Raw genomic sequence first — 25,213 nt, 5'->3', positions numbered from 1 at the left:
CGTCGGCGAGCGCGAGCCCCAGGGTCACGCCGCGGGACAGCTTATCGTCGGAGGCGAGAGACGAGCCGAAAGCCATGGAGGGAGAACAATCCATCCAGAGGAAATAGTCGTGCGCGGCCTCCCATTCACGCTCGCGCACATAGAGCTGATCGCCGCGCGCGGAGCGGCGCCAGTCGATGCGATGCGCTGCTTCGCCCGATGCAAATGGCCGATATTGCCAAAACGTCTCGCCGACGCCCGCGCGCTTGCGGCCATGAACGCCGTAGGCGAGGCTCGCCGCGATCTCATGAGCGCGCGCCACCAGCCTTGGCATTCGGCTCGCCAGATCGGCCGCCGTAGCGCCATCTGCGGGCTTGCGCTGCGCAGGATCGTAGGCGCGCGTGGCGACGTCAGCAAACATCGTCATCTTTCTCCGTCAGAGGGAAGAGCCGAGCGAAGGCTCCTCACCCGATCCGCGCCACGAGCGTCTGAACCACGTCGGAAACGGTCATTTCGCGGCGCGCGGCGAAATTGAGCGCCATGCGGTGGCGCAACACCGGCGCGGCGAGTTTCGCCACGTCGTCGATGGAGGGCGCAAGCCGGCCGGTGACGAGCGCGCGGGCGCGCGTCGCCAGCATCAGCGCCTGCGCGGCGCGCGGTCCCGGACCCCAGGCGACATGCGGCGCGATTTCCGCGTCGCCCTCGTCCGGACGGGCTGAACGAACGAGATCGAGGATCGCGTCGACGACCTTTTCGCCGATCGGAAGCCGGCGCACGAGCCGCTGGGTCGCCATCAGCTCTTCGGCGTCGAGCGCCTGGCTCGCCTCGGCCATCGTCTCGCCGGTCGTCTCCAGCAGCACCCGCCGCTCGCTGGCGCGGTCGGGATAATGCACGTCGATCTGCATCAAGAAGCGGTCGAGCTGCGCCTCGGGCAGCGGATAGGTGCCCTCCTGCTCCAGCGGGTTTTGCGTCGCGAGGACATGGAACGGCCGCGGCAGGTCATGGCGCTTTCCGGCGACGCTGACATGGTGCTCTTGCATCGCCTGCAACAGCGCCGACTGCGTGCGCGGCGAGGCGCGATTGATCTCGTCGGCCATCAGCAGCTGGGTGAAGACCGGCCCCCTGATGAAGCGGAACGAACGCGACCGGTCAGCCCCCTCTTCAAGCACTTCAGAGCCGAGAATGTCGGCGGGCAGCAGGTCCGGCGTGAACTGCACGCGCTGCTCCGCGAGGCCCAGCACCCGGCCCAACGTCTCGACAAGCTTGGTCTTGGCGAGGCCCGGCACGCCGACGAGGAGCCCGTGGCCGCCCGCGAGGATCGTCACCAGCGCCTGTTCGACGACCTCGTCCTGGCCAAAAATGACGGCGCCGATCGCGGCGCGGGCGCGACCGATATGGTCGAGGGCGCGTTCGGCGGATTGAACGACGGCTGTTTCGAGCGAGGTTGTCCTGGTGTCGAATGAAGTCATTTCAGCGTGCTCGGGCAGCTTGTCTATGAAGAGGATCGGGCGCATCGTGGCGGCGCTGCCGTGTTTCGCCGCAAGTCGATCCAAAGCCCCCGCGCCATTCGGCTCCGCATGAACTTTCAAAGGCGAAGCGGCGGGGCTTTAGGGCCGAGCGCAATCTTCGTCTCTCCGCCGCTGCAATTCAAGCGCAACCGGCGCGGTGGAGGGGCATTTTACCGCCAAAACCGTAATTTGGACGTGACAGTTTGTTCATGCGTCCCGCATTAAACGAACTTCGTCGGACGCCATGTATATTCGTCGGACATCCTCATCACGAAAGGCGTTTCCGCCCATGTGGCGCGCAATCGTTGAAACCGCCCTGCTCTTCCTCACGCCCTTCGTCGCCTATGCGCTATTCCACTCATTGCAGCGGCGCTGGCCCTTCGTGCGCGAGCTTTGGCATGGCAGGGTCGTGTCGCTGCTGACGATCGCGGGTCTCCTCATCGCCATCATCGGGGTCGTGACGCTCGGCCTGAGCGGGCTTAACCAGGGCGCGTATGTTCCGGCCCATATCGAAAACGGAAAATTGCAGCCGGGCCGATTCGAATGAAGGCTGCGCAGAGACTGCTTGACGATCCCCGGCTGGCGACGCTGTTTGCGGCTCTCGCGAAGACGGGCGCCGAAACGCGCGTCGTCGGCGGCGCCGTGCGCGACGCTTTGCTCGGTCTGCCGCCTCACGAGATCGATCTCGCGACGACGGCGCTGCCCGACGCCGTCCTTGCGGCGGCGCGCGGCGCCGGACTGAAAGGCGTGCCGACCGGCATCGAGCACGGCACGGTGACGATCGTCGTTGCGGGAACCCCCTTTGAAGTCACGACGCTGCGTGAGGACGTCGAGACCGATGGCCGCTTCGCCAAGGTGCGCTTTGGCGGCGATTTCGAGCAGGACGCGAAGCGGCGCGACTTCACCATCAACGCGCTGTCGCTCTCGTCCGATGGAGAAATTCACGATTACACGGACGGCCTCGCCGATATCGAGGCGCGGCGCATCCGTTTTATCGGCGACGCGGCGACGCGGATTCGCGAGGACTATCTGCGGATCCTGCGCTTCTTTCGTTTCAACGCCTCTCATGGCGCGGGACCGTTCGATCGCGAGGGCCTGCATGAGTCCATCGTCGCGCGAGAAAATCTGTCGCGCCTGTCGCGCGAGCGCATCCGCGCCGAACTGATGAAGCTGCTGCTCGCGCGCCGGGCGCCGGACGTGCTGCGCGCCATGTCGCACGCCGGCGTTATCGAAGTCATTCTGGGCATCGGCTATCCCTCGCGACTGCAGCGACTCGCCGAACGCGAAGCGACTTATGGCAAACCGGCGGATGCGGTGTTGCGGCTTGCAGCATTTTCGGTGCTGACCGCCGAAGACGCCGAGCGGCTACGTGCGCGCCTGCGGCTCTCCAATGACGAATTCGCGCGGCTTGCGGCGGCGGCGCGAACGCTCGCGCCCTTGCATGGACGCGAGGCTCCGCCGCCGGCGGCGCATCTGCGCGAGATGCTGTTCCTGTGCGGCGCGCGCGCCGCGGCCGACGCGCTGGCGCTCGCACATGCGGAAAGCGCGGCGACTACCGACAATCCGGATTGGCGGGAGGCGGCGCGCTATCTGGAAGAAACGCCAATGCCCGCCTTCCCCATCAAGGGCGCGGATCTCATCGCGCGGGGCGTGACGCCAGGCAAGCAATTGGGCGACGCGCTTAGAACGTTGCAAGCCGAATGGATACGCGCCGGGTTTCCGCGCGATCCGGCGGTCGTTCTGCAGCTTCTTGAAAACGCCCTGGCGAACAGTGACACGGACGCTCGGTGACGCTGACGCGCTACCGACCGCCGGACTGTCTTGCAGATTCTTCCTGCAGCCAGCGTTCCGATTCGCCTCGGCGAAGAATATTTGGCAGCACAAACCAAAGCCCTGCGAATAACAGCAGAAGCAGACCTGCGATCGCCGCGCTCGTGCCGCCATCGTCGAGAATGAGATCAGACAAAATATACACCTCAAGGCACAGGCCGATCATCAGCGGCGCCACGGCGGCGGTAATGAGAAGCGAGGTCAGTCTAACAAAGAAGTCGCTGGCGCCGTGCGGCTCCGCCTGGCGGTGATAGGCGGCAGGCGTCATGATCACCGCGATAGCGATGGCGACGAGCAGCGCGGCGAAAAGGTGCAGCTTCTGCTCGTAGGGCGGGATCTCGGTGAATCGGTTGTTAAAAACAGCAATAAGCTGAAAGCCGAACAGCGCCTGAATTCCCGGCAAAACCATCCTGGCTTCTTCGATAGCGCCGCGCGCGCTCTTTTGCGTCCGTTTTTCCGCCGCCTCGGAGGAATGTTCTTCGCCGATATCCATTGGCCTTTTCCAAGCGCCCTATCTCATAACCAAGCGCTTCGCCGCAGGTTCCAGCGGCGTCAGCCGGCCTCAGCCTTCGCGAGCCGATCAAAGATCCCCAGCACGAGCGCGCGCTTGTCGAAATTGAACACCTCGGTTTCCCTCGCGGCGTCGCGAATGGCGTCCCAGGCGCTCGCGTAGCGGGCGAGTCGCATCGGAGCGGCGCCGGTCTGCGCGAGCGCCCGGACGCGGGAGTCGAGATGGCGCTGCGTCGCGCGCATGAACGTCTCATAGGCCGCTTCATTGTCGCGGCCGGTGAGCTTGTCGGCCAGCATATGCGCGCCGAGCCAATCGACCTGCGGCAACCTTTCGAAAAGCCGGCGCACGGCGGCGTCGAAGGCGACGCCATCATTGCCGAGCAGCCGCAGCGTCTCGCGCACCGAGCCCTCGGCGCGCGCGGCGGCGACGAGCAGGTCCGATTCAGGCGCCAGCGACCAGGGGGCCCCAAGATTTTTCACGGCGGCGATCGTGTCTTCCGGCGACAATGCGCCGAGCATCAGCTTGCGACAGCGCGAACGGATCGTCGGCAGCATGCGGCCCGGCTGATGCGCGACGAGCAAAAACAGCGAGCGTTGCGGGGGCTCCTCAATGAGCTTTAAAAGCGCGTTGGCGCTGGCGCGATTGAGATCGTCGGCGCAATCGACGATGGCGATCCGCCAGCCGCCGGTTCCCGACGCCTGATGGAAGGCCTGAATGACTTTCCGCACGTCCTCGATGCGAATTTCCGTGAAATGCTTTTTGGTCTTGTCGTTCCAGGCGCGGCGCAGTAAGAAAATATCGGCAAGCGCCATTGAGGCGATCCGACGCGCCGCCGGATGGTCGGCGGGCACCTCGAGGCTCTCCGCGGACTGAACCGCCGCCGCGGCGGGTTCGGGATGCGCCAGGAGAAACCGCGCGAGGCGCCAGGCGAGCGTCGCCTTGCCGACGCCTTCCGGCCCGCCGATGATCCAGGCCTGCGCCATCTTGTTGCGACGGTAAGCGTCGAGAAATTCATGCTCCGCCGCGGCATGACCGAAAAGCGCCAGGGTCTCCCGCGGATGCGGAGCGTCGTCGTAGCGATCGCTTTCCGGGCTTCCCTCTTCGCGGCTCATTGCGCGGCTTGTGCCGCGTGCGCCAGGAAGCGGTCGTGAACGAGACGCTGCACCGCTCGCGCGACGTCGTCGATGGACATGCCGGCGTCAATCACGCAGCAGCGTTCCGGCTCGCTCTCGGCGATGTCGAGGAAGGCCTGCCGCAGCTCCTCGTGAAAGGACGGCGCTTCGCTTTCGAAACGATCGACCGCTTCGCCATTCCGTCGCGACGCGGCCCGCATGAGGCCATCTTGCGCCGGCAGGTCGAGCATGATCGTCAGATCGGGCCGCGTGTCGCCCACCGCCGCTCTTTCAAGCAGCGCCAGAGTCATGGCGTCGACGCCGCCGCGCGCGCCCTGATAGGCGCGGGTCGAGTCGGCGAAGCGGTCGCACAGCACCCATGCGCCGCGCTTTAAGGCGGGCGCGATCAGCGTCTCGACATGATCGGCGCGCGCCGCCGAGAACAGCGCCGCCTCGGCGAGCGGACCCAGCGGCGCGGCGCGTCCCGAAAGCAGGAAGGCGCGCAGCTTCTCGGCCTTTGGCGTGCCGCCGGGCTCGCGCGTCGTCACCACCTCGAAGCCGCAATCGCGCAAATGCTCGGCCAGCCGCGCAAGCTGCGTCGACTTGCCAACGCCCTCGCCGCCTTCGAAGGTGATGAAGCGGCCTTTTTCGGGCGTCGCCTGGAAAGTCATTTCTTGCCGGACAGTTTCTGGTGAATGGCCGCGGCGGCGGATTCATAAATAGCGTCGAAGGCGCGCCGCGGCAGCGATCCCTGCTCGACTGATTCCGCAGTCTGCAGCGGCTGTTCGAGCACGACGGAGTTTCCGCGCTTCACTTCGAGCCGCCCAACCGATGCGCCCGCCTCGACCGGCGCCAGCACAGGGCCCTCGTAAACGATCTTGCCCATCAGCCTCTCGTTCGCGCCGCGCGGCAGAAGCACCTTGATGTCTTCTTTCGCCGTCAGCTCGACAGAACCCTTCGTGCCGCCATAGACCTGCGCAGGCCCAATGGTTTCGCCGGCCTTGAAAAGTTCCTTCTCTTCGAAGTTGCGGAATCCCCATTGCAGCAATTTGCGCGCTTCTTCGGCCCGCTCCTTCGAACTCTTCGCGCCGTAAACGGCGACGATCAGGCGTCGGCCGTCCTGCGTGGCGGAGCCCACTAAGCCGTAGCCGCTGTCCTTATCGATGTTGCCGGTCTTTAACCCGTCGGCGCCGATGCTCATCGTCAGCAGCGGATTGCGGTTCTGTTGGCGAATCTTATTCCAGGTGTACTCCTTCTCGCCAAAATAGCGGTAATACTCGGGGTAGGTCTTGATCACATGCGCCGCGAGCTTCGCCATTTCGCGCGCCGTCACCTTTTGGTCAGGACCATCCATGCCCCAAGGATTGCCGAAGCGCGATTTGACCAGGCCAAGCTCGGCGGCGCGCTTGTTCATCCGCGTCACGAAGGATTCTTCGGCGCCCGCCAGGCCTTCGGCGAGCGTAATCGCGGCGTCGTTGCCGGACTGGATCACCAAACCTCGAATGAGATCCTCGACCGGCACGCGACTATTGAGCGCGAGGAACATCGCCGACCCGCCAGCCGGCGCGCCGCCGGTGCGCCAGGCGTGCTCGGAAACCGTGAATTCGTCGTCGAGCTTCAGTTTTCCTTCGGCCAAAGCCTGAAAGATCAGCTCCGCCGTCAGAATTTTAACGGTCGACGCGGGTTTGGCGTAGTCGTCCGCGCCTTTCTCGAACAGAACGGTGTTGGTGCCAGCGTCGATCAGAATCGCACTCGGAACGCTCGTTTGAAAATTCTGGGCGCGCGCCGGCGCTGCGCCAAGCGCCCACAATGCGAAAACGATCAGAATAAGGTGCAGCCCGGGAAATTTCGGCAAGGCGCGCTCCCGCTATTTACGCCGCAGCGCGGCAAGCCGGGAGAAGATGGCGCGCGACGCCGAAAATTGCAATCACGGCGTGGCCCGCTCAGTTCGTTCGAACCGAAGAGTTCAGCGCCTGTCGGATGGCGTTGCGAGCGGAAGCTTGACGGGCCCCGAATTGCGCGGGCCGCACGGGCGGCAGCGGCGCCACAACTTTCCGGGCCTTCTGGGTCGAAGCGACGGGTTCATTGTCGATGCTGGCTTGCTCTCGCGAGGGAGGCAGGGGCGCGTCGCTCTCCTGCCTGGCATAGGCCCGCATCTGGTCATCTGACGCCTGCCCATTCTCATAGGCGACGCGCGCCGCGAGTTCGGCGACTTCCGCCCTTTCATCATAGCGCACCGCACGCGCCGGATCCTCATTCGTCGCCGTCATCACCGGCGCCTGGGCGTCGAGCTGCGCGGGTTGGCCATCGTCGCGCAGGGTCGCAAGCAATTTTTCGTCGTCGTCTCCCTCAAGATCGGCCCGCCCGATCCATTCGACCTTTACGCGCGTGGTGCCAACGCCGTGGAAATCAAGCGCATGCGCCACGCGCTGGGAGACGTCCATCACGCGTCCGCCGTGATAGGGGCCACGGTCGTTGACGCGTACGACCATGGAACGGTCATTGCGCAAATTGGTGACCCGCGCATAGCTCGGCAGCGGCATCGTCGGGTGCGCGGCGGAAATCGACGCCCTGTCGAATATTTCGCCATTGGCGGTGCGTCGCCCATGGAAGTCCGAGCCATACCAGGAAGCCGTTCCCGTGGCCGTATAGGGCCTCTCGCTCGGGTAATAGGTTCTGCCGGCGATCTTGTAGGGCTTGCCGACCATATAGGCGCCGCCGCCCTTCGGCACCTCTTCGCCCTCGGCAATGACTCGCGGGCTCGGACGCACCCCATAACGCGGGTCGATCTGACCCAATCCGCCGAGGCCGGCGCTTCTATGCGATCCCGTGGTCGAAGAGCATCCGGCGAGTGCGCCGAGACAGACGAGAGGCAGCAGTTTGGAAAGGATGATTGAGGAGCGAACCAGCGGACGTGGCGCATGAGCAGCGTTCTTAAAGACGACAAATCGCATCCAGACGGTCCTTGCCACCAACTTCGATCTGCCGCCGACTGCACTGAATCACGCCCCGCAAGCGGCGACGCTTCCATCATTTTTCGCGCGACGCGGAACCGCCGCGCGGTACAACCTGCGGAGTGTCTCGTTGATATGTGAAGTTGTCGTTAAACGCAGATACGCTCGCGTCAGCAGGCGTCGCGAATGAGACCAAAATGCGACACCCGCCCTCTAAAGGCGTGCGCGCACTGAGATTGAAAACAGATGTGGCCCTGGCGCCACAGTCTTCTCGGCGTCATTGAACGCGCGCGAGGTCGACGATTCGCGTCTCGACGCGCTCGATGCCGCGAAAGACATTGCGCGACAATTTCGCGGCGACGTGAAGCTGCGCCCCATCCCCCCTCAAGAGCGCTTCGCCCAGCGGCGAATGCAGGGCGCGAAAGGCGATGGCGTCGACCGTCGCCCCGTCCCGCGACCGCAAACGGGCGCGCACATGATCGGTCCCAACCGTCTGAGCGAATGTGACCTGCTGCTCAGGCAGCGCAAACAGGGGTTCGGGGTTGCCCTGCCCGAATGGACCGGCCTGCTCCACCCGTCGCAGCAGTTCGAGACAGACTCCTCGTCCGGCGACCGCCGCATCGACAACCAGCGCATCGTCGAGTCGCGCAGCCTCGACGGACGCCGCCAGCGTCTCATCGAGAAAGGCCCGAAAGTCGTCGATTTTGCCCCGGGCCAAAGTCACGCCGGCGGCCATCGCATGGCCGCCACCCTTGACCGCCAAGCCCAAATCGACGGCGCGCCGCACCGCCGCGCCGAGGTCGACGCCACTTAAACTCCTACCCGAACCTGTTCCAATTTCTCCATTAAAAGCAATAACAAATGCTGGCGTATTAAAGTGCTCCTTTAAGCGGGATGCGATCAGCCCGACAACGCCCGGATGCCAATCCTGGCCGTGCACGACGAGACATGACAGGCGATTGGATCCCGCCACTTGCGCTTCCGCCGCGGCCACCGCCTGTTCCAAAATCGTCCTTTCGACGACCTGCCGTTCGCCATTCAGCCGGTCCAGCTCGAGGGCGATGCGACGCGCTTCCGCGTCGTCGGCGAGGGTGAGAAGCCTTGCGCCGAGGCCAGCGTCGCCGATCCGACCCCCGGCGTTAATCCGCGGCCCGAGCGCGAAGCCAAGATGATGGGCGCGCGGCGGCCCATCCAAACGGGCGGCGTCCATCAGCGCGGCGAGCCCCGGACGGGATCGCCCCGCCATCACCATCAGACCCTTGGCGACGAGCGCCCTGTTGAGCCGCGCCAGCGGCGAGACGTCGGCGACTGTCGCCAGCGCGACGAGATCGAGCGCGGCGAGAAGATCCGGCTCCGGTCGATCGTCGCTCCACCAGCCGCGCGCGCGCAGCGTCCGCGACAATCCGATGAGGACAAGAAAAACGACCCCTGCGGCGCAGAGCGACCCCTGCCCCGAAAGGTCATCGAGCCTGTTGGGGTTGACGACCAGCGCGTCCGGCAGGACTTCGGGCGCCTGATGATGGTCGAGGACGATTACATCGAGGCCAAGCGCGCGCGCGACGGCGAACGCCTCGTGACTTGAGGTCCCGCAGTCGACGGTCGCCAGCAGAGTCGCGCCTCGCGCGGCGAGATCGCGGATCGCCTCGACATTCGGCCCATAGCCCTCGATGATCCGGTCGGGAATATGGAGCAAGGGTTCCGGCGCGCCGGCCGCGCGCCAAAAGTCGATGAGCAATGCGGAGGAGCAGGCGCCGTCGACGTCATAGTCGCCAAAGACGGCCATCTGCTCGCCGCGTTCGATCGCCTCCGCGAGCCGGTTCGTCACGGCGTCCAAGTCGCGCAGCGACGACGGGTCCGGCAGGAGGTCGCGCAGCTTGGGATCGAGATAGCCGGCGGCGTCGGCGACCGTCACGCCGCGCCCGGCGATCACCCGCGCAAGGAAATCGTCGATGCCGTGCGCCTGGGTCAGCGCGAGCGCCTGAGCCTCGCCTCTAGCGTCGAGCCGCCCGCGCCAACGTCGACCGAGCACGGAACGCTCGACCCCAAGAAAGGCGGGAACCATCGAATCGGACATTGAGGCCTCAAATCAAATCGCTAAGCCTCGCCGGCAAGCGACGCAAGTTCTTACGATCGCGATGGAGCGCGGGAATCTCCGTGCGGCGCAAATCATTCATCGATTCCAACGCCTTGGGAATTCACTTGACATCACTGTCCATTGGCTGCGTCATAATGCTGGTGAAAAATTTTCAATCCGATCCATTTTGATGAGGCGACATTCGACTGAGGTTTGTAGATTTTTCGAGCACTCGAAGCCTTCGCGCCTACAGCTTCGTCGGATTGCATAAAAGGAATTGAGCGGAGGGCTTATGGAGACCAAGAAGCTCGCGACGGGCGCCGCCCCGCGCAAACTTAGCGACTATCTCACGCGAGCCCGCGACAAAGCGCCTGCGCACGACGGTCATGGCGCGGGCGGCGCGCAGTCGGTGCGCGAGGACAATTATCGCGGCCACGCGATCGAAATCGTCACGACCTACAAGATCCTGGTCGACGGAAGGAAAATCCGCGCGCCGCTCGGCGTCGATGACTCCGGCCAGGTTCATTGTCATTCATTGCCGAACTATCAGACCGCGTCGGCGGTCGACATGGTGCGGGCGCTGATCGACGGCTTTCCCGAGGAGTTCGAGCGAAAGCCGGTCCGGGCACAGAGCCGGCCCGCAGCGAGCCATAAGCATCGGCCCGCTCCCGTTCGCAAAAGCAGGCCCGCCGCCAAGAAAGGTTCAAAACACGAGCATTGATTTTTCAGGAGAGAGACGATGGCCGTCGTCCGAAAAAATATTTTGCAAAACGCAGATGTGCGGGATCAATACATTCAAGGCGTCCAATTACTAAAAAATGAGGCGTCGGGCCGAAAAACCAATGAATTCGGCATTCCAGGCGCGGTGCGCTCAGTCAGCACTTACGACCTTTTCGTCATCTGGCACGTCACCGCCATGATGCTCGAGACGCCGCCGGGCAATCCGGCGGGCCGAAACTCGGCGCATCGAGGACCCGTCTTCGCGCCATGGCATCGCGTGATGCTGATGCTCTTCGAACAGAACCTGCAGCGCGTCCTGAACGATGCAAACTTCGGCCTTCCCTATTGGGACTGGGCCGAAGACGGCGACCTGCCGCCGCAGCAGCAGGGCGATGCGGCGATTTGGGGCGATGACTGCATGGGCGGACAGGGCAATCCGGTGACCACTGGCCCCTTCGCCTTTAGCCAAAGCGATCCTTCCGCCTTCAGAGTGCGCATCTCCACCAATATTTCTGGCGAGCTGCGTTCGGTGAACCGCGGCCTCCGGCGGGCCTTTGGCGTGAGCGCCGACGCGCTGCCGAGAACGGCGCATGTGGCGAATGCGCTGGCGCTGTCGAGCTATGATTCGCCCGATTGGGACGCTGACGCGAACAGCTTCCGTAATCGCATCGAAGGGTGGATGAACGACGACGGCGTTTCCGCGACCTGGCTGCACAATCTCGTCCACGTCTGGGTCGGCGGCGAGATGCTGCTCGGATCCTCGCCCAACGATCCGGTTTTTTTTCTCAATCATTGCAACATCGATCGCCTCTGGGAGAGCTGGATGTCCCGAAATGGGCGCGTCTACGTTCCCGATATGGAGGCCGGCGCGGATCTCAAGGGTCACCGCATAGACGATCCGATCAGCTCGCCGCTCGGTCGCGGCGCCACTCCGCGCGAGACTCTCGACGTGAGCGAAATTTATGAATATGACGCGCTCCTCTGAGCGCCAAAGTTTATTGATTTTCAATTGAATTTGGATCGGCGATGGCGCTCAAATCCACTCATATTGTTTTCGTGCATGATTTCTTCGGCTGGGGGCCTCAAGAGTTCGGACTTCCCTATTGGGGCGACGCGCTCGATGAGGTCGGCGAACCCTTCGCGGTTCACGAAGCCAAGGTAGGTCCGGTCAGCTCCTTCCACGATCGCGCCTGCGAGCTTTTCGCTCAGATTGGTGGCGGACGCGTGGACTATGGCGCCCGGCATAGCGATGAGGCCCGCCACGCCCGCTATTCGCGCGAATATGCGGACCCTTTTGCGCCCGGTTGGTCGGCGGAGAACCCGGTGATCCTCGTCGGCCATGGCGCCGGCGCCCAGACCGCCATGCAGTTGCAGGCGCTCCTCGCCGGTGATTTCTGGGAGCGCGGAACCAATGCCGGCTGGGTGGAAGGGGTGATCAGCGTCGCCGGCGCCATCAACGGCTCATTGCTGCCCTACGGCTTCGGCTGCGACCGTGAGGACGGACGGCTCAAGCGCAGGCCGAGCCGGTTCATTGCGGAATCATTCAATTTTCTTGGAATGGCCGCCGGCGTGCCAAGCGCCATGCGCAAGCCCTTCGATCTCCATCTCGATCAATGGACCAATGGCGAAGCCGACGCGAAAACGGCGATGGCGCGTCTGGACGCTGGCGCCTTCGTTGAAGGCGAGGACAATCTCGCTTTCGACATGACCCTGCAGGGCTGCCGCAAGGCCAACGCCCGGTTCAGATCGCATCCGGGCACCTATTATCTGTCGCTGGTGACCAACGCCACGCATGTTCGCGCATCTGGCTTTTTCAGCAAGACCTGGCGGCCCGACCCGACGATCCATCCCATTCTCTGGCAGCCGGCGCTCTACCAGGCGCGCGAGGCCAACTTCGCCAAGGCGCCGATCGTCGGTTGGGGCGGCGGCGACCTTTCGCTGCCGCAGTGGCGGCCCAATGATGGCGCGGTGAGCGTCATCTCGCAGAGATATCCCTTTACGGCGCGGGAAGAGCCGGTAGGAGGCGAAGGCGTCTTCAAACGCCAAAGACTCAAACCGGGGCGCTGGTATTACGAATATCTCGACAAGGCCATCGGCCAGAGGTTCGACCACTTCGACACGATCGTTGGCGCGCGGCTCAAACCATGGGTTCCGGGGCTGCGCGACGCACATCGGCAGATCTATGTGAGACTCGGCGAAACCTTGCGCAGCCTTTAGCCGTTTCTGACCGGCGGCTAATGCAGTCCGCCAAAGCCTGCCGACCGAAGCGCGTCCATGACGCCGTTGAAGATCAACGACACGCCCATCGCCGAGACGAAGAAGCCGACGATCCTGGTCGCCGCGTCAATCCCCAGCGGCCCCAGCGTTGTGGTCAACCGCGTCGCGAAGGCGAGGCACGCGTAAGTGACGCCCACGGCGAGAAAGATTGCGCCGAGGATGACGCCGAACGCCAACGCCTCGTGGGACGAGTGCTCCACGGTGGCCATCATCCCGAGCACGGTGGCGATCGGGCCCGGGCCGATCATGAGCGGCATCGCAAGCGGCATGAAGGCGATATTGCCTGTCGATCGCGCAAACGCCGGCGTTCCGTCGCCGTCCGACGAGGGCAAAAAAAGTTCAAAGCCAATCTTCATCAGCACGATCCCGCCGGCGATGCGCACCATGCTGAGCGAGACGCCGAAGATTTTTAAGATCACCGCGCCAAAGAACAAGAAGAAGAGGATCAGCAGCAGCGCATAGAGACAAGACATGAAGGCCACGCGACCGCGCTCCTGGTTGCTTTTATCGCGCAGGAGCAACAGGAAGACCGGCAGCACCTCAAAAGGATTGATGACCGCGAGCAGCGTCGTGAACGTCGAGAAAAAGAGCGTCAGCTCGGTTCTGAAAACTCCGGCGCCGATGTCCGAGACGAGACTGCTGTTCATAAGGCCTTCTCATTGGCGTTGCGCTGCGCCAACATGCTTGGCGGGTATGGCGGCGTGGCGGCGCGACCTTATTGCGGCGGATGCCGCCGCTCAAGCGCCGCACTGGAGGGACGCGCTGATTTTGTCAGCATTCGCTTGGACTTGTGTCTTACGATGGAATTGACCATGACCGACGCGATTCAGCTCACCCATTCCTCTGGCGACAGCGCGGAGATCCTAGCTTTCGGCGCGGAGCTTTCGAGCTGGCGCGCGCGCGGAGTCGACATGATCTGGGCGAAGAACCCTAAGGTCTGGGACCAGACCGCGCCCGTGCTGTTTCCCGTCGTCGGCTGGACGCGCGACGGCCGCGTGCGCGTCGACGGCGAGACCTATCCGCTTGCGCTCCATGGCTTCGCTTGGAAAAAGCGCTTCGACGTCGCCGAGCGGCGCGACGACTATTTGCGCCTCGCGCTCGTCGACGATGCCGAGACCCGCGCGCTCTATCCCTTCGCTTTCCGGTTCGACGTGGAGTTCCAGCTTCGCGCCGGCGCGCTCGAAAATAATCTCATCGTCACAAACGCCGACTCGCGGCCCCTGCCCTACGCCTGCGGCTTGCATCCCGCCTTTCGCTGGCCGCTTGCCGACTCTTCCTCGCCGCATGCGATCATATTCGAGAAGGCCGAGCGCGCCGAAGTTCCCATCATCGGACCAGGCGGGCTTTTCTCGAAACCCATCCGCAAAACGCCGCTTGTCGGCCGGCGACTGCCGCTCGAAACAGAAATGTTCACGCGCGACGCGCTTTGCTTTCTCAATCTTGCAAGCCACAGCCTCGTTTTCGACAATGGCGAGGGCGCGCGTCTTTCGGTCACGCTCGACGATTTCCCCCATGTCGGATTTTGGACGCTGCCGCCTGCCCCATATCTGTGCATCGAGCCCTGGACAGGTCACGGCGATCCTGACGACTTTTACGGCGATCTCTATGAAAAGCCCTCGATGCGAATTCTGGCGCCGGGCGCGCAGGCGCGCCATGGCGCGATTTTCGCCTTTGAGCGGGAGCCGCCGGTCGGCTAGGAACGAACCGCCATTCGCCAGGAATCATAAATGACCGTCGCCTCCAGCGTCATCGAAGCCATCGGGCGCACGCCGCTCATTGAATTGCGCGGCGCCTCGAAGGCGACCGGCTGCCGCATTCTCGGCAAGGCCGAATTCATGAACCCGGGCGGTTCAGTCAAGGACCGCGCGGCGCTGTCTATCGTCGAAGATGCGCGCGCGAAAGGATTGCTGAAGCCGGGAGGGGTCATCGTTGAAGGCACCGCCGGCAACACCGGCATCGGGCTCGCGCTCGTCGCGAACGCGCTGGGCTTTCGCACGGTGATCGTGATTCCCGACACCCAGAGCCAAGAAAAGAAAGACATGTTGCGCCTGCAAGGCGCGCGGCTCGTGGAAGTGCCGGTGGTTCCCTACGCCAACCCCAATAATTATGTGAAACTTTCCGGGCGTCTCGCCGAGCGCCTCGCGAGGGAAGAGCCGAACGGCGCCGTCTGGGCCAATCAATTCGACAATGTGGCCAACCGCGTCGCCCATCTCACCACCACGGGGCCCGAGATTTACGAAGCGCTGGAGGGCGCGGTGGACGCCTTTATTTGCGCCTGCGGCACCGGCGGCACGCTTGCCGGCGTCGGCATGGCGCTCAAGGAGAGAAATCCGGATGTGAAGATCGGGCTGGCCGATCCGTACGGGGCGGCGCTCTATTCCTATTATACGACCGGCGAGTTGAAGGCCGAGGGCTCATCCATCACGGAAGGGATTGGCCAGGGTCGGATCACCGCCAATCTCGAAGGCGCGCCGGTCGACGTCGCCTATCGCATCCCCGATGACGAGGCGCTGCGCATCGTCTTCGATCTCGCCGAGCAAGAAGGCCTGTTGCTGGGCGGCTCTTCGGGAATCAACGTCGCGGGCGCCATCAGACTGGCGCGCGATATGGGGCCCGGCAATACGATTGTGACCGTGCTGTGCGACGGCGGCGCAAGATACGCTTCGAAGCTCTTCAACGCCGACTTCCTGCGCAGCCAGAACCTGCCGACGCCGCCCTGGCTCGAAGGCGCCGTCGAGATGGATCCGGGCTTCGTTTAGCCCTCTATCAGTTCCGCGGGCGCGGGCGACGCCGCCGGCTCGGCTTCGCGCTGCGGAACGAAATTCTCGCGACGCACGAAGAGCACCTTTCGTAGCTCCGCCTCCCCGACGAGCTTGGCGAATTCGCGGAAGCCAAAGAACGGGATCAGTGCGGCGAAGGTGACTAGTCCAACCGACAGTAGCGTGCGCAGATTGTCGAGATTCACGGGGTTATGGTCCGCATGGGCGGGCCAGAAGTGCTCCAGCAGCGCCTGCTCAATAATGTCCATGTCGATGAGCAGCACGCCGAAAAGAAACGACTTTACCAGGATAGGAACGATCAGCGGCATCGTGTCGAAGACGCGCCAGACGCCGAATTTGTTGGCGACAAATAGCACCTTGGCGAAAGCAAGCGCCTTGGCGGCGGCGAAGCCCTGATGCTGCACGATATGCGCCTGCGACAGCACGATCGACTTGTGCACCCCAAGCACGGCGAGCAGGAACCACACATAAAGGAACACCGGAAAAAACGCCCTGGCTTCCTCATGAACCTTGTCCCTGAACCCCTTTTTTGCTTGCTCGCTCATGTCCTATCCCGCGCCGGCTGCTCTCGAGGCATCGCGTCAATTTAGCTGCGCGATTCCTCCCTGGCTATCGCCTCGGCGCGCGCCAGATCCTCAGGTCGGTTGACGTTGAAGAAGGGGTCGTAAGGCTGTGCCGGCCATTCGACGATCACATTTGCATAGCGCGCGATAAAGGCCGACACCTTGCGCTCGTCTTCCGCCACGAGCGCGCGCCGCAAGTCTTCTCGCAGCGCGACAGGCCACAGCGCCACGGCATGATGGGTTCGCGCATCTGATGCCGCGACGGCGATCTCGGCGCCGGCGCGCGTTCGAGCATCCTTCAGACGCGCCAGGAGATCGGCGGGCAGGAACGGCGTGTCGCCCGGCGCGCTCAGCACATCCGCCGCGCCTTTCGCCGCGCCAAACTCCATCCCGGCGAGAACGCCGGCGAGCGGGCCGGCGAAACCTTCAACGCTGTCGCAGATGACGGGCAGTCCGAAAGCGGAAAAACGTGCGGGGTCGCCGTTGGCGTTGATCGCGAGAAGCCCGCACTGCGGCTTCAGGCGGTCGATCACATGCTGAAGGATCGGCCGGCCGGCGATCGCGACGAGCGGCTTGTCGCCCCCGCCCATGCGCCGCGCCAACCCGCCGGCGAGGATGACGCCCATGCAGTCGTTCATGCGCTGTCCGGTTTGGCTTCAAAGAGGGGCGCCATTGTGTTTCTTCATAATCCCGAGCGCCGCTCGCGCAAGGGGCAGAAGAACGCTCTCCGCACGCTGAAGGCCAACCGGCAAAGCACGATCATCGTCTTCAAAGGCGATAAAGAAGTTGGGCGCTCTGTCGGGGGCACCGATCCGGACGAGACGGCGCCCGTCACGGCTTCGCCAGAATGGTTGACGCAGTTAACGACGCGTTTTTAGCGCTTCGCCAATTCAATACGGTCGATGCTGGAGACGCTAACCTTGCCGGGTCAGCGCAAGACGCTCGATGCAAGCAAACCCAGGCAAAAGCGGAACGCCGCTCTGGTATTGGCGGTTGCCCGGTCGGCGCGCCAAGTCTCTGAACGCCGCATATTCCTAAAATTTAGTTTATTTTCCATTGCTTATAGAGGCTACCCGTTTAGGCAATTCTTAAAGCGACGCCTCTATAAAGACGCTACAACGTGGCTGTTTGAGTAGCGAGTGAGTGAGATGACCGAGACGCACCGTCCCCGTGTCAAATATGTCATCGGTCCCGATGGCAGTCCGCTGACCATTGCGGATTTACCCCCCGCTTCGACCAAACGCTGGGTGATACGGCGTAAGGCGGAAGTGGTGGCGGCGGTGCGCGGCGGCCTGCTCTCTCTCGACGAAGCCTGCACGCGCTATACGCTGACGGTGGACGAATTCCTGAGCTGGCAGATGTCGATCGACCAGCACGGACTCGCCGGACTTCGGACCACGCGACTCCAGCAATATCGCATGTAAGCGCCGCGACAGACGCAACAGCATCGCCGCGCCGGTCAGAGATGGCCGGCGTTCTTATTTTGCGGTTTGTTTCTCTATCCCGCGCCAGCGCTCGACGAGTTTCTTGCGCTCGAAGAGGGCGACGACGACGAGCGCGATCAGCAGCGGGAAGATGAGATAGAAGAGTCGCCAGACGAGCAGCGCTGCGAGGACCTTCAGCCGCGGCACATCTGGCATGACGTTGATGAACAGCAGCTCGAAGACGCCGAGCCCGCCGGGCGCATGGGACACCAAAGCCGCCGAAAAGGACAAGAGAAACGCGCCGAGCACGACGAGAAAGCCAGGATTGCCCTGCTCCGGCAGCGCGAAATAGATGATGCCGGCGGCGCCGATGAGCTCCAGGGGAGCCGCGAAGAGCTGGCGCAGCATGATGCCGGGGCGCGGATAGAGAATTTCGAAACGCCCGAACAGCCGGATCGCCCGGAAATGCATGAGCGATCCGAGAATGTAGAGAACGACGAAGGCCAGGCAGGACAAACCGACGACGAGCGCTGTGTTCGGGTTTGTAAGTATGTCGGGAAGGAAGCCCGACAGCCTTTGCATGATCGCCGGGTCGTAGGTCAGCAAAAGGCCGGCGAGCAGCACATTGCCGAAGCCGAACGTGTACGAGCACAACACCACCAGCGTGGCGACCTGCGTCGCTGTCAGCCCCTTGGTGGAATAGGCGCGATAACGCACCATGGCGCCCGAGAAAACGCTTGCGCCGATGTTGTGCGACAAGGCGTAGGTCGTGAACGAACAGACCGAGATAAACAGCCAATTGATGTGTTTGACGCCTAAGTGCAGCAGCGCGATGCGATCGTACCAGGCGAGCGCCGCATAAGCGACAAGCGTCGATACCCCAGCAAGCAGATAGCGGCTTGTCGGAATGGCCCGGAGATTGGCCCAAACCTCGGCGCCGACCGACTCTCCTTTGAATTCGTGATAGAGAAGAAAAAACGAGGCGACGACCGCGACAAGGCCGACGACCGGCCAAAAATATTCCAGCAGTTTTCTCATGCGGCCCGTCGCGTTAGATTTCACCGTCGATCATCGAACCGGCCGCAGCAGGCCGCACTCTCCCTCGCATGGAGGACCCGGCGCCCGCAAGCCCCGCTCCATGCCGCCTCGGTAATGAGCGCTTGCGGCGAATCAATGGAGGCCGACATGCAGTTGCTACCTCGGATCAAAGGCTTAATCCTGGCCCCGCAGGCCGAATGGGCAAAGATCTCGGAAGAGGAGACGTCCGTCTTCGATTTTTACCGCAATTATATTGCGATATTGGCGCTTCTTCCGCCGTTCGCGAGCTTCTTCGGTTCGTGGCTTTTCGGCTTTTCCTATGGCTCGCAAGGAATCATGCACCCGACGTTCGCGGGCGGGCTTTACCGCGCCTTCGTTCAATATCTATTGAGCCTGCCGGCGTTTTTTATCGTCGCCTTCGTCATATCGGCCATTGCGCCGCATTTCGAAGGGAAGACCGACGACCGCCGCGCCCTGATGCTGACCGCCTATTCCTACACGCCGGTCGGGCTCGCCTCTCTATTTGGCCTGATACCCGGCCTTCGATGGCTGGACGTGCTCGGCTTCTATGGAATCTATGTCTTTTCCGTCGGCCTGCCGACGATGATACGCGTGCCAAAGGAAAATCTCGACGTCTTCACCCTCGCGACGCTGTTTCTCGTCGTCGCGACCGTCGCGCTGCACGGCTGGCTGACGCATCTCATCGCGCCGCAGCAGTTGATCTAGCGCCAACGGTCCGCAGCCGCATCGTCCTCGGATTTCGCGCTGACCCAGTCGCCGGGCGCGCCATCCGCGCGGCGCTCCTTTTTCCAGAAGGGCGCGCGGGTTTTAAGAAAATCCATCAGAAACGCCGCGGCGGCGAAAGCGTCAGCGCGGTGGCGCGCCGCCGCGAGCACCAGGACGATCTGCTCGCCTGGTTGGATGCGGCCGAAGCGGTGAATGACGGTCAATCCCTGCAAAGGCCATCGTTCGAGCGCTTCGTCGGCGACGCGACGGATCTCGGCCTCGGCCATTCCGGGATAATGTTCGAGCTCCAAAGCCTCGAGCGCGCCGTCCTCGTCCCTGCACAGGCCCACGAAGCTGACGAGCGCGCCGATGTCTCGCCGCCCGCGCGTCAGCAGCGCCTGTTCCCGCCCAAGGTCGAAATCTTCCGCCTGCACGCGCACCGCCGGACTCGGCTGCGGCGCCATCTCAGCCGCCCGTCATCGGCGGGAAGAATGCAATCTCCCTTGCGGCGCCGATTGGCGCGTCAGGCGCCGCATGCGTCTTGTCGAGGGCCGCGCGAATCGTCGCCGGGTTGGCGAAAGCGGCCGCATATCCCTCGTCCCGCGCGGACAGCCATTCGATCAGCTCACGGACCGTGACCACGTCACCCGGCGGCGCGATCTCCTCTTCCGCCAGACCGATGCGCTCGCGCACCCAAGCGAAATACAGCGCCTTCATGTCCCCTCGTCTTCTCCGAAATGGTTCCACGCCGACTGCAGGTAGTCGAACCCGGTATAAAGCGTCAGAATCGCCGCGGCCCATAAGAGCGCCGCGCCGATCTTTACCGTGCCGGAGAGAACGACTTCGCCGGCCGGTCCGGCGATCAGGAAGCCGAGCGCCACGAGCTGCGCCGCGGTTTTCCATTTGGCGATCGCGGAGACGGGCAAGCGCACCTTGAGTTCGGCCAAGTGTTCCCGCAAACCGGACACCAGGATTTCGCGACACAGGATGATGATCGCCGCCCAAATCGTCCAGCCGGCGACCGTTCGATCGGCGACAAGCGCCATCAGGGTCGTCGCGACGAGCAACTTGTCCGCGATGGGGTCCAGCATCCGCCCGAGCGGCGACTGCTGCTGCCAGATTCTCGCGAAATAGCCGTCGAGAAAGTCCGTCACCCCGGCGGCGATGAAAATGCCAAGCGCGGCCCACCGCGCCCAGTGCTCCGTAAAGCCCAGAAGCAGCCCCGCCACCACCGGGACGGCGGCCATTCGGCCATAGGTCAGCAGATTAGGCAGCGCCAAAGCTTGAGACCGACGCTTGGCGGTGAGGGCCGTCTGGGACATACCGCAAGGGAATATGTCCCCCGTCCCCAATGTCAATAGAAAGGGCGTCGCCGCCGGGAATCGCTTGCGAAATGCGGCGTTATTCGCGGTCGAGCGCGAAGGCGCCGGGTCCTGCCGCTGCAAAGAACAGAAATACGAAGCAGTAGAGCGCGGCGAGCTCGCCCTTGTTGAGGAGCGGCCACAAATCCTGGCCGGCGTGGAAAAAGAAATAAGCGACCGCCATCTGGCCCGAGAGAATAAAGGCGACAGGCCGGGTGAAGAAGCCGAGCAGCAGCAGCATTCCGCCGACGAGCTCAAGGATCCCGGCCGCGCCCAAAAGCGAGAACAGCTTCAAATTGTCGAACATCGCGACATGTGGGACGCCAAAGAGCTTGGCCGCGCCGTGCTGCATGAACAGCAAAGCGGCGGCGATGCGCAGCAGTCCCTGCGCGTGCGGGGCGAATCGTTGGGGAATAATCCGCAGAGTCATGGAATTGGCCTCCTAAAGAATCCTCGCGATTTCCTCAAAAGCGAGCCGCGGGCCGCGAGGATAGAGCTTTGCGTGATCACCGTATCCGATGTTGATCAGAAAATTCGACTTTATCCGCGTTCCTTGGAAGAATTCCGCATCGACCTTCGCCCTGTCGAAACCGCTCATCGGTCCGCAATCGAGTCCCACCGCGCGCAACGCGAGAAGGAGATAGGCGCCCTGCAGCGAGCCATTGCGAAAGGCCGTCTCTTCGATCAATTTCTCATTGCCGACGAACCAGGAGCGCGCGTCCGTCGCCGGATAAAGGTGTGGGAGACTGTCCGGGAAATCGAGATCATAGCCGACGATCGCCGTGGCGGGCGCGGCCATGGTCTTCGGACGATTGGCGTCCGACATCGCCGGCGCGAGCCGGGCCTTCGCCTCCGGCGAGCGCACGAAGATGATGCGCATCGGTGAGCAATTGGCGCTTGTCGGGCCCCATTTCGCGTAATCAACGGCGAGTTCGAGCAGGCTGTCTGGCACCTCTTTGGGAAGCCAGCCATTGTGGGTCCGCGCTCCCGTAAAGAGCTGCTCCAGCGCTTCGGGCGCAACCGGACCCACCGCGTGCCTTTCGGTCGTCGTCATCGCATTCCCCGCTGCGTTCAGATGTCGCGCCCCTCGACGTCAATATGCAGGCGCTCCTCGACTTTGCGAAGCGACTCCTGCTGGGGCGAGATCGCAAGCGACTTCCGATAGGCCGCTAGCGCCCCTCTCTTGTCGCCGGCCTTCTCCTTGAGCGCGCCAAGAGCGGCGAACGCGTCAAAACGTTTCGGCTCAAGCGTCGCAGCAGTCTCGAGGTCCGCGATCGCGCCGCTGTCGTCCCCCTGCTCCGCCCGCACCTTAGCGCGCTGAACATAGCCCTCCGGCCATTGCGGCGAGAGCGCGACCACATAGTCGAGAAGCTTCAGGGCGAGAGGCGGGGCGCCGGCCGCGTCCGCCGCAAGGGCGCGCGCTGCAAGCAGGTTGATCGTGTCCGATTCCGAACGCGACCAGCGGCTGACGATCGCCGCCGAAACGCCCTTCGCCTCCCGCTCGTCTTGGGCCTGCTCCAGGCGAAGATAAAACCGCGCCATCTCTTCGGCCCGCTGCTGGTCGGGGTCTTTTGGCGGCGGGGGCGGCGCTACGGCGGCCGGCGCGCGCCGCTCTGGATCAAAATCGCGCCCGCCTTGTCCAGGGCCGAGCGCGCGGGTTCCAGGGGGCAGCGGAATCCTTCCAATTCCGGGGATGAAGAGGAAATTGCCCTCCTCCTCGCCAAATGATTCGATCGATGGCGTCTCCGATGCCTGCGCCAGCGCGAAGCCGGCCGGCAGGGCCGCAAGAAAGATCACGATCGTTAACGGAAGAAGCAGCGGCGTTCGCATTGGGGCTAACATAGCGCAGCTCAACAGAAACGGCCACAGAGCCGAGAATTAGATTAACCATTTGTAAGCCACGACTCGACCCACGCACGGCGAATTCATCCTGCGTTCAGGCGAGGCGCCCGAATCCTTGGCGCGCTAGTTAAGGTTGTTAGGAAACCCTCGCGCTTATCGCGACAACAACGCTGCAGCCCGCTTCAACCACGGCGCTCTTGGAGTTGGATCGATGATTGATAAGATACGCGGTTTGCTGCAAGAGCACGGCCGTCTGCATACCCCGGTGGAACATCTGTCTGATTCGGACGATCTCTACAGCGCAGGGCTAACGCCTTTCGCCGCCATCCGCACGATGCTCGCGCTGGAAGAAGCCTTCGACGTCGAATTCCCAGTCTCCATGCTCCGGCGGCAAAGCTTCGCTTCGATCGCCGCCATTCAAGATTGCGTCAGCAAATTGGCGCCGTCGGCGGAGCGCCGCGCCGCTTAAGCAGCGCGCGATTTAGGTCACGCCAGGCGCGACAGCTCGCGCCCACGCTGACCGTGTCCTGCTCGGCGCACGCGCAGGGCTAAACGCCGCGAAAGCCGCGGCTTCGGCTGCTCTAACCGCAGTTGCGGCGGTTCGTTGGCTGCGATAGTCGTCTTTAGAAAGGCTCGAATGACGAGCCTCGCGACGGCGAGAGTTCAATGCCTCCTTATCATTCACGCACGACGACCCACGGCCGCAACATGGCTGGCGCGCGCGGCCTCTGGCGCGCGACAGGCATGAAGGAGGAGGACTTCGGCAAGCCGATCATCGCGGTCGCCAATTCCTTCACCCAATTCGTGCCAGGCCATGTGCATTTGAAGGATCTCGGCCAGCTCGTCGCCGCCGAAATCGAAAAGGCCGGCGGCGTCGCGAAGGAATTCAACACCATCGCGATCGATGACGGAATCGCTATGGGCCACGACGGGATGCTCTATTCCCTGCCCTCGCGCGATCTCATCGCCGATAGCGTCGAATTCATGGTCAACGCGCATTGCGCCGACGCGCTGGTCTGCATCTCGAATTGCGACAAGATCACGCCGGGCATGCTGATGGCGGCGCTGCGTCTCAACATTCCGACAGTGTTCGTATCCGGCGGTCCGATGGAGGCCGGCAAGGTCGTGCTCGCTGGCAAGGAGCACGCGCTCGATCTTGTCGATGCGATCGTCGCCGGCGTGGACGACACGGTCAGCGAAGCGGACGTCGCCACGATCGAGCGCTCGGCCTGCCCGACCTGCGGATCATGCTCGGGCATGTTCACGGCGAACAGCATGAACTGCCTGACCGAGGCGCTGGGGCTGTCGCTTCCGGGCAATGGTTCGACCCTCGCCACTCACGTTGATCGCCGGCGCCTGTTCGTCGAAGCCGGCCATCTCATCGTCGATCTCGCGCGCCGCTACTATGAGCAGGACGACGAAAGCGTGCTGCCGCGTTCGATCGCGACCTTTGAGGCTTTCGAGAACGCCATCACGCTCGACATCGCCATGGGCGGCTCGACCAACACCGTGCTGCATCTTCTCGCGGCGGCGCACGAGGCGCAGGTCGATTTCACGATGGCCGACATCGACCGGCTGTCGCGGCGCGTGCCGGTGCTGTGCAAGGTCGCGCCCTCCGCTCCTGACGTTCATCTTGAGGACGTGCATCGCGCCGGCGGCGTCATCGCCATCCTCGGAGAATTGCTGCGCGCCGGTCTGCTGCACGGCAAGCTTCCGACCGTCCACAGTCCTTCGGTCAGCGACGCGGTGGCGCGCTGGGACATCGCCGTCACGCAGAGCGAAACCGCGCGCACGTTCTTTCGCGCCGCTCCGGGCGGAGTTGCGACGCAAGTCGCGTTCAGTCAGGAGCGCCGATATAAGGAGCTCGACGTCGACCGCGAAAAAGGCGCGATACGCGATGCGGCCCACGCCTTCTCCAAGGATGGCGGCCTCGCCGTCCTCACTGGCAATCTCGCCATTGACGGCTGCATCGTGAAAACGGCCGGCGTTGACGATTCGATCTTGAAATTCGCCGGCCCCGCCAAGGTCTATGAGAGTCAGGACGCGGCGGTGTCGGGCATTCTGACGGGCGACGTAAAGGCTGGCGAGGTGGTCGTCATCCGCTACGAAGGCCCGCGCGGCGGACCCGGCATGCAGGAAATGCTCTATCCGACGAGCTATTTGAAATCGAAGGGACTCGGCAAAGCATGCGCGCTGGTGACGGACGGAAGATTTTCCGGCGGCACGGCCGGGCTTTCGATCGGCCACGTCTCTCCGGAAGCGGCCGAGGGCGGCGCGATCGCCCTGGTTCGGGACGGCGACAGGATTGAAATCGACATTCCGGCGCGCCGGATTTCGCTGGCTGTTAGCGAAGACGAACTGGCGACGCGGCGTGCCGAACAGTCCGCGAAAGGCTTCGCTCCGGCCAAGGCGCGGCCTCGAAAAATCACGACGGCGCTGCGCGCCTACGCCTCAATGACGACGAGCGCGGCCAAAGGCGCAGTGCGACAAGTCCCCTGAACTTTCGCATTTAGG

Annotated in this window: 29 protein-coding genes; 11 read left to right on the top strand and 18 right to left on the bottom strand. The window is 63.5% G+C overall.

Annotated elements, in window-relative coordinates:
• A partial coding sequence (locus NEI07_RS06680) for a DUF58 domain-containing protein (protein ID WP_256033549.1) occupies positions 1–400 on the bottom strand: 400 nt, incomplete at its 3' end.
• A gap of 43 nt (positions 401–443) precedes the next feature.
• A complete protein-coding gene (locus tag NEI07_RS06675; protein ID WP_124738253.1) occupies positions 444–1,448 on the bottom strand; it encodes an AAA family ATPase in 1,005 nt (334 codons plus the stop codon).
• Positions 1,449–1,776: 328 nt separating this feature from the next.
• Between NEI07_RS06675 and NEI07_RS06670 the strand changes: the two genes are divergently transcribed.
• Together NEI07_RS06670 and NEI07_RS06665 are read left to right on the top strand one after the other, a co-directional pair.
• Positions 1,777–2,034 carry a DUF6111 family protein gene (locus NEI07_RS06670; protein ID WP_256033546.1) on the top strand — a complete coding sequence of 86 codons (258 nt, stop codon included), beginning with the start codon at positions 1,777–1,779 and terminating at the stop codon, positions 2,032–2,034.
• Complete coding sequence (locus NEI07_RS06665; protein ID WP_256033545.1) at positions 2,031–3,278, top strand: CCA tRNA nucleotidyltransferase; 1,248 nt, start codon at positions 2,031–2,033, stop codon at positions 3,276–3,278. The genes NEI07_RS06670 and NEI07_RS06665 overlap by 4 nt, the downstream gene beginning before the upstream one ends.
• Before the next feature lie 10 nt (positions 3,279–3,288).
• On the opposite strand, the gene NEI07_RS06660 is transcribed toward NEI07_RS06665, so the two are convergent.
• The 6 genes from NEI07_RS06660 to recJ form a co-directional block, all read right to left on the bottom strand.
• A complete protein-coding gene (locus NEI07_RS06660; protein ID WP_256033544.1) occupies positions 3,289–3,810 on the bottom strand; it encodes a DUF6328 family protein in 522 nt (173 codons plus the stop codon).
• Between the two features lie 59 nt (positions 3,811–3,869).
• Positions 3,870–4,940 carry a DNA polymerase III subunit delta' gene (locus NEI07_RS06655; protein ID WP_256033543.1) on the bottom strand — a complete coding sequence of 357 codons (1,071 nt, stop codon included), beginning with the start codon at positions 4,938–4,940 and terminating at the stop codon, positions 3,870–3,872.
• Positions 4,937–5,611 carry a dTMP kinase gene (gene tmk, locus NEI07_RS06650; RefSeq protein ID WP_256033542.1) on the bottom strand — a complete coding sequence of 225 codons (675 nt, stop codon included), beginning with the start codon at positions 5,609–5,611 and terminating at the stop codon, positions 4,937–4,939. Before tmk ends, NEI07_RS06655 begins: the two co-directional genes overlap by 4 nt.
• Positions 5,608–6,795: a D-alanyl-D-alanine carboxypeptidase family protein gene (locus NEI07_RS06645; protein ID WP_256033541.1), complete on the bottom strand. Its 1,188-nt coding sequence runs from the start codon at positions 6,793–6,795 to the stop codon at positions 5,608–5,610. Before NEI07_RS06645 ends, tmk begins: the two co-directional genes overlap by 4 nt.
• An 88-nt stretch (positions 6,796–6,883) precedes the next feature.
• Positions 6,884–7,894, bottom strand: a complete 1,011-nt coding sequence (locus NEI07_RS06640) for a septal ring lytic transglycosylase RlpA family protein (protein ID WP_256033540.1) — start codon at positions 7,892–7,894, stop codon at positions 6,884–6,886.
• Between the two features lie 277 nt (positions 7,895–8,171).
• On the bottom strand, positions 8,172–9,968 hold the full coding sequence (gene recJ / locus NEI07_RS06635) for a single-stranded-DNA-specific exonuclease RecJ (RefSeq protein ID WP_256033539.1): 1,797 nt from the start codon (positions 9,966–9,968) through the stop codon (positions 8,172–8,174).
• Positions 9,969–10,260: 292 nt separating this feature from the next.
• Here recJ and NEI07_RS06630 point away from each other — a divergent pair, with 292 nt between their 5' ends.
• The 3 genes from NEI07_RS06630 to NEI07_RS06620 are packed head-to-tail and all read left to right on the top strand — an operon-like array spanning position 10,261 to position 12,905.
• The gene (locus tag NEI07_RS06630; RefSeq protein WP_256033538.1) at positions 10,261–10,689 is read left to right on the top strand and encodes a hypothetical protein; all 429 of its coding nucleotides are present in this window, start codon (positions 10,261–10,263) and stop codon (positions 10,687–10,689) included.
• A gap of 18 nt (positions 10,690–10,707) precedes the next feature.
• Complete coding sequence (locus NEI07_RS06625) at positions 10,708–11,673, top strand: tyrosinase family protein (protein WP_256033537.1); 966 nt, start codon at positions 10,708–10,710, stop codon at positions 11,671–11,673.
• 41 nt (positions 11,674–11,714) lie between these two features.
• A complete protein-coding gene (locus NEI07_RS06620) occupies positions 11,715–12,905 on the top strand; it encodes a lipase-like domain-containing protein (protein ID WP_256033535.1) in 1,191 nt (396 codons plus the stop codon).
• A gap of 17 nt (positions 12,906–12,922) precedes the next feature.
• On the opposite strand, the gene NEI07_RS06615 is transcribed toward NEI07_RS06620, so the two are convergent.
• Entirely contained in the window at positions 12,923–13,612 is a 690-nt protein-coding gene (locus tag NEI07_RS06615) for a MarC family protein (protein ID WP_256033534.1), read from the bottom strand.
• 165 nt (positions 13,613–13,777) lie between these two features.
• Between NEI07_RS06615 and NEI07_RS06610 the strand changes: the two genes are divergently transcribed.
• Positions 13,778–14,662, top strand: coding sequence for an aldose epimerase family protein (locus NEI07_RS06610; RefSeq protein WP_256033533.1), 885 nt, complete (start codon positions 13,778–13,780; stop codon positions 14,660–14,662).
• A 30-nt stretch (positions 14,663–14,692) separates the two neighbouring features.
• On the top strand, positions 14,693–15,724 hold the full coding sequence (locus NEI07_RS06605) for a cysteine synthase A (RefSeq protein WP_256033530.1): 1,032 nt from the start codon (positions 14,693–14,695) through the stop codon (positions 15,722–15,724).
• Here the strand turns inward: NEI07_RS06605 and NEI07_RS06600 are convergent.
• Both NEI07_RS06600 and mobA read right to left on the bottom strand, forming a co-directional pair.
• On the bottom strand, positions 15,721–16,290 hold the full coding sequence (locus tag NEI07_RS06600; RefSeq protein ID WP_256033529.1) for a hypothetical protein: 570 nt from the start codon (positions 16,288–16,290) through the stop codon (positions 15,721–15,723). The genes NEI07_RS06605 and NEI07_RS06600 overlap by 4 nt on opposite strands.
• A gap of 41 nt (positions 16,291–16,331) precedes the next feature.
• Positions 16,332–16,946 carry a molybdenum cofactor guanylyltransferase MobA gene (gene mobA, locus NEI07_RS06595; protein ID WP_256033527.1) on the bottom strand — a complete coding sequence of 205 codons (615 nt, stop codon included), beginning with the start codon at positions 16,944–16,946 and terminating at the stop codon, positions 16,332–16,334.
• A 510-nt stretch (positions 16,947–17,456) separates the two neighbouring features.
• Between mobA and sciP the strand changes: the two genes are divergently transcribed.
• Positions 17,457–17,732, top strand: a complete 276-nt coding sequence (sciP, locus tag NEI07_RS06590; protein ID WP_123176124.1) for a CtrA inhibitor SciP — start codon at positions 17,457–17,459, stop codon at positions 17,730–17,732.
• A gap of 54 nt (positions 17,733–17,786) precedes the next feature.
• Here sciP and NEI07_RS06585 read toward each other — a convergent pair whose 3' ends face one another.
• Complete coding sequence (locus NEI07_RS06585; protein ID WP_256033524.1) at positions 17,787–18,770, bottom strand: putative bifunctional lysylphosphatidylglycerol flippase/synthetase; 984 nt, start codon at positions 18,768–18,770, stop codon at positions 17,787–17,789.
• A 147-nt stretch (positions 18,771–18,917) separates the two neighbouring features.
• Here NEI07_RS06585 and NEI07_RS06580 point away from each other — a divergent pair, with 147 nt between their 5' ends.
• Positions 18,918–19,496 (top strand): Yip1 family protein, encoded by a 579-nt coding sequence (locus NEI07_RS06580; RefSeq protein WP_256033522.1) that lies wholly within the window; start codon positions 18,918–18,920, stop codon positions 19,494–19,496.
• Here NEI07_RS06580 and NEI07_RS06575 read toward each other — a convergent pair.
• The 6 genes from NEI07_RS06575 to NEI07_RS06550 all read right to left on the bottom strand — a co-directional run bounded on the left by NEI07_RS06575 (position 19,493) and on the right by NEI07_RS06550 (position 22,699).
• A complete protein-coding gene (locus tag NEI07_RS06575; RefSeq protein ID WP_256033521.1) occupies positions 19,493–19,960 on the bottom strand; it encodes a molybdenum cofactor biosynthesis protein MoaE in 468 nt (155 codons plus the stop codon). The genes NEI07_RS06580 and NEI07_RS06575 overlap by 4 nt on opposite strands.
• A 1-nt stretch (position 19,961) precedes the next feature.
• Positions 19,962–20,213, bottom strand: coding sequence for a molybdopterin converting factor subunit 1 (gene moaD, locus NEI07_RS06570; RefSeq protein ID WP_256033519.1), 252 nt, complete (start codon positions 20,211–20,213; stop codon positions 19,962–19,964).
• Positions 20,210–20,818, bottom strand: a complete 609-nt coding sequence (pgsA, locus tag NEI07_RS06565) for a CDP-diacylglycerol--glycerol-3-phosphate 3-phosphatidyltransferase (RefSeq protein ID WP_256033518.1) — start codon at positions 20,816–20,818, stop codon at positions 20,210–20,212. The genes moaD and pgsA overlap by 4 nt, the downstream gene beginning before the upstream one ends.
• Before the next feature lie 79 nt (positions 20,819–20,897).
• Positions 20,898–21,287 (bottom strand): DoxX family protein, encoded by a 390-nt coding sequence (locus NEI07_RS06560; RefSeq protein WP_256033516.1) that lies wholly within the window; start codon positions 21,285–21,287, stop codon positions 20,898–20,900.
• A gap of 12 nt (positions 21,288–21,299) precedes the next feature.
• A complete protein-coding gene (locus NEI07_RS06555) occupies positions 21,300–21,911 on the bottom strand; it encodes a malonic semialdehyde reductase (RefSeq protein WP_256033514.1) in 612 nt (203 codons plus the stop codon).
• 17 nt (positions 21,912–21,928) lie between these two features.
• Positions 21,929–22,699 carry a tetratricopeptide repeat protein gene (locus NEI07_RS06550; protein WP_256033512.1) on the bottom strand — a complete coding sequence of 257 codons (771 nt, stop codon included), beginning with the start codon at positions 22,697–22,699 and terminating at the stop codon, positions 21,929–21,931.
• A 211-nt stretch (positions 22,700–22,910) separates the two neighbouring features.
• On the opposite strand from NEI07_RS06550, the gene NEI07_RS06545 reads away from it, so the two are divergent.
• Positions 22,911–23,168, top strand: coding sequence for an acyl carrier protein (locus NEI07_RS06545; protein ID WP_256033511.1), 258 nt, complete (start codon positions 22,911–22,913; stop codon positions 23,166–23,168).
• A gap of 197 nt (positions 23,169–23,365) precedes the next feature.
• Positions 23,366–25,198 carry a dihydroxy-acid dehydratase gene (gene ilvD / locus NEI07_RS06540; protein ID WP_256033509.1) on the top strand — a complete coding sequence of 611 codons (1,833 nt, stop codon included), beginning with the start codon at positions 23,366–23,368 and terminating at the stop codon, positions 25,196–25,198.
• The last annotated feature ends 15 nt before the right edge of the window (positions 25,199–25,213 follow it).

It is taken from the genome of Methylocystis suflitae, from assembly GCF_024448135.1.
In the GTDB taxonomy this organism is placed as follows: Bacteria; Pseudomonadota; Alphaproteobacteria; order Rhizobiales; family Beijerinckiaceae; genus Methylocystis; species Methylocystis suflitae.
This window is presented reverse-complemented; position numbering and strand designations above follow the sequence as displayed.

Coding starts and splice junctions, on each gene's coding strand:
- NEI07_RS06560 (WP_256033516.1), bottom strand. CDS start 21,287: ATGACTCTGCGGATTATTCCCCAACGATTCGCCCCGCACGCGCAGGGA.
- NEI07_RS06675 (WP_124738253.1), bottom strand. CDS start 1,448: ATGACTTCATTCGACACCAGGACAACCTCGCTCGAAACAGCCGTCGTT.
- NEI07_RS06630 (WP_256033538.1), top strand. CDS start 10,261: ATGGAGACCAAGAAGCTCGCGACGGGCGCCGCCCCGCGCAAACTTAGC.
- NEI07_RS06625 (WP_256033537.1), top strand. CDS start 10,708: ATGGCCGTCGTCCGAAAAAATATTTTGCAAAACGCAGATGTGCGGGAT.
- NEI07_RS06575 (WP_256033521.1), bottom strand. CDS start 19,960: ATGGCGCCGCAGCCGAGTCCGGCGGTGCGCGTGCAGGCGGAAGATTTC.
- NEI07_RS06555 (WP_256033514.1), bottom strand. CDS start 21,911: ATGACGACGACCGAAAGGCACGCGGTGGGTCCGGTTGCGCCCGAAGCG.
- recJ (WP_256033539.1), bottom strand. CDS start 9,968: ATGTCCGATTCGATGGTTCCCGCCTTTCTTGGGGTCGAGCGTTCCGTG.
- NEI07_RS06670 (WP_256033546.1), top strand. CDS start 1,777: ATGTGGCGCGCAATCGTTGAAACCGCCCTGCTCTTCCTCACGCCCTTC.
- tmk (WP_256033542.1), bottom strand. CDS start 5,611: ATGACTTTCCAGGCGACGCCCGAAAAAGGCCGCTTCATCACCTTCGAA.
- NEI07_RS06660 (WP_256033544.1), bottom strand. CDS start 3,810: ATGGATATCGGCGAAGAACATTCCTCCGAGGCGGCGGAAAAACGGACG.
- NEI07_RS06640 (WP_256033540.1), bottom strand. CDS start 7,894: ATGCGATTTGTCGTCTTTAAGAACGCTGCTCATGCGCCACGTCCGCTG.
- ilvD (WP_256033509.1), top strand. CDS start 23,366: ATGCCTCCTTATCATTCACGCACGACGACCCACGGCCGCAACATGGCT.
- NEI07_RS06545 (WP_256033511.1), top strand. CDS start 22,911: ATGATTGATAAGATACGCGGTTTGCTGCAAGAGCACGGCCGTCTGCAT.
- NEI07_RS06550 (WP_256033512.1), bottom strand. CDS start 22,699: ATGTTAGCCCCAATGCGAACGCCGCTGCTTCTTCCGTTAACGATCGTG.
- NEI07_RS06610 (WP_256033533.1), top strand. CDS start 13,778: ATGACCGACGCGATTCAGCTCACCCATTCCTCTGGCGACAGCGCGGAG.
- NEI07_RS06605 (WP_256033530.1), top strand. CDS start 14,693: ATGACCGTCGCCTCCAGCGTCATCGAAGCCATCGGGCGCACGCCGCTC.
- moaD (WP_256033519.1), bottom strand. CDS start 20,213: ATGAAGGCGCTGTATTTCGCTTGGGTGCGCGAGCGCATCGGTCTGGCG.
- NEI07_RS06585 (WP_256033524.1), bottom strand. CDS start 18,770: ATGAGAAAACTGCTGGAATATTTTTGGCCGGTCGTCGGCCTTGTCGCG.
- NEI07_RS06615 (WP_256033534.1), bottom strand. CDS start 13,612: ATGAACAGCAGTCTCGTCTCGGACATCGGCGCCGGAGTTTTCAGAACC.
- mobA (WP_256033527.1), bottom strand. CDS start 16,946: ATGAACGACTGCATGGGCGTCATCCTCGCCGGCGGGTTGGCGCGGCGC.
- NEI07_RS06580 (WP_256033522.1), top strand. CDS start 18,918: ATGCAGTTGCTACCTCGGATCAAAGGCTTAATCCTGGCCCCGCAGGCC.
- NEI07_RS06600 (WP_256033529.1), bottom strand. CDS start 16,290: ATGAGCGAGCAAGCAAAAAAGGGGTTCAGGGACAAGGTTCATGAGGAA.
- NEI07_RS06665 (WP_256033545.1), top strand. CDS start 2,031: ATGAAGGCTGCGCAGAGACTGCTTGACGATCCCCGGCTGGCGACGCTG.
- pgsA (WP_256033518.1), bottom strand. CDS start 20,818: ATGTCCCAGACGGCCCTCACCGCCAAGCGTCGGTCTCAAGCTTTGGCG.
- NEI07_RS06655 (WP_256033543.1), bottom strand. CDS start 4,940: ATGAGCCGCGAAGAGGGAAGCCCGGAAAGCGATCGCTACGACGACGCT.
- sciP (WP_123176124.1), top strand. CDS start 17,457: ATGACCGAGACGCACCGTCCCCGTGTCAAATATGTCATCGGTCCCGAT.
- NEI07_RS06620 (WP_256033535.1), top strand. CDS start 11,715: ATGGCGCTCAAATCCACTCATATTGTTTTCGTGCATGATTTCTTCGGC.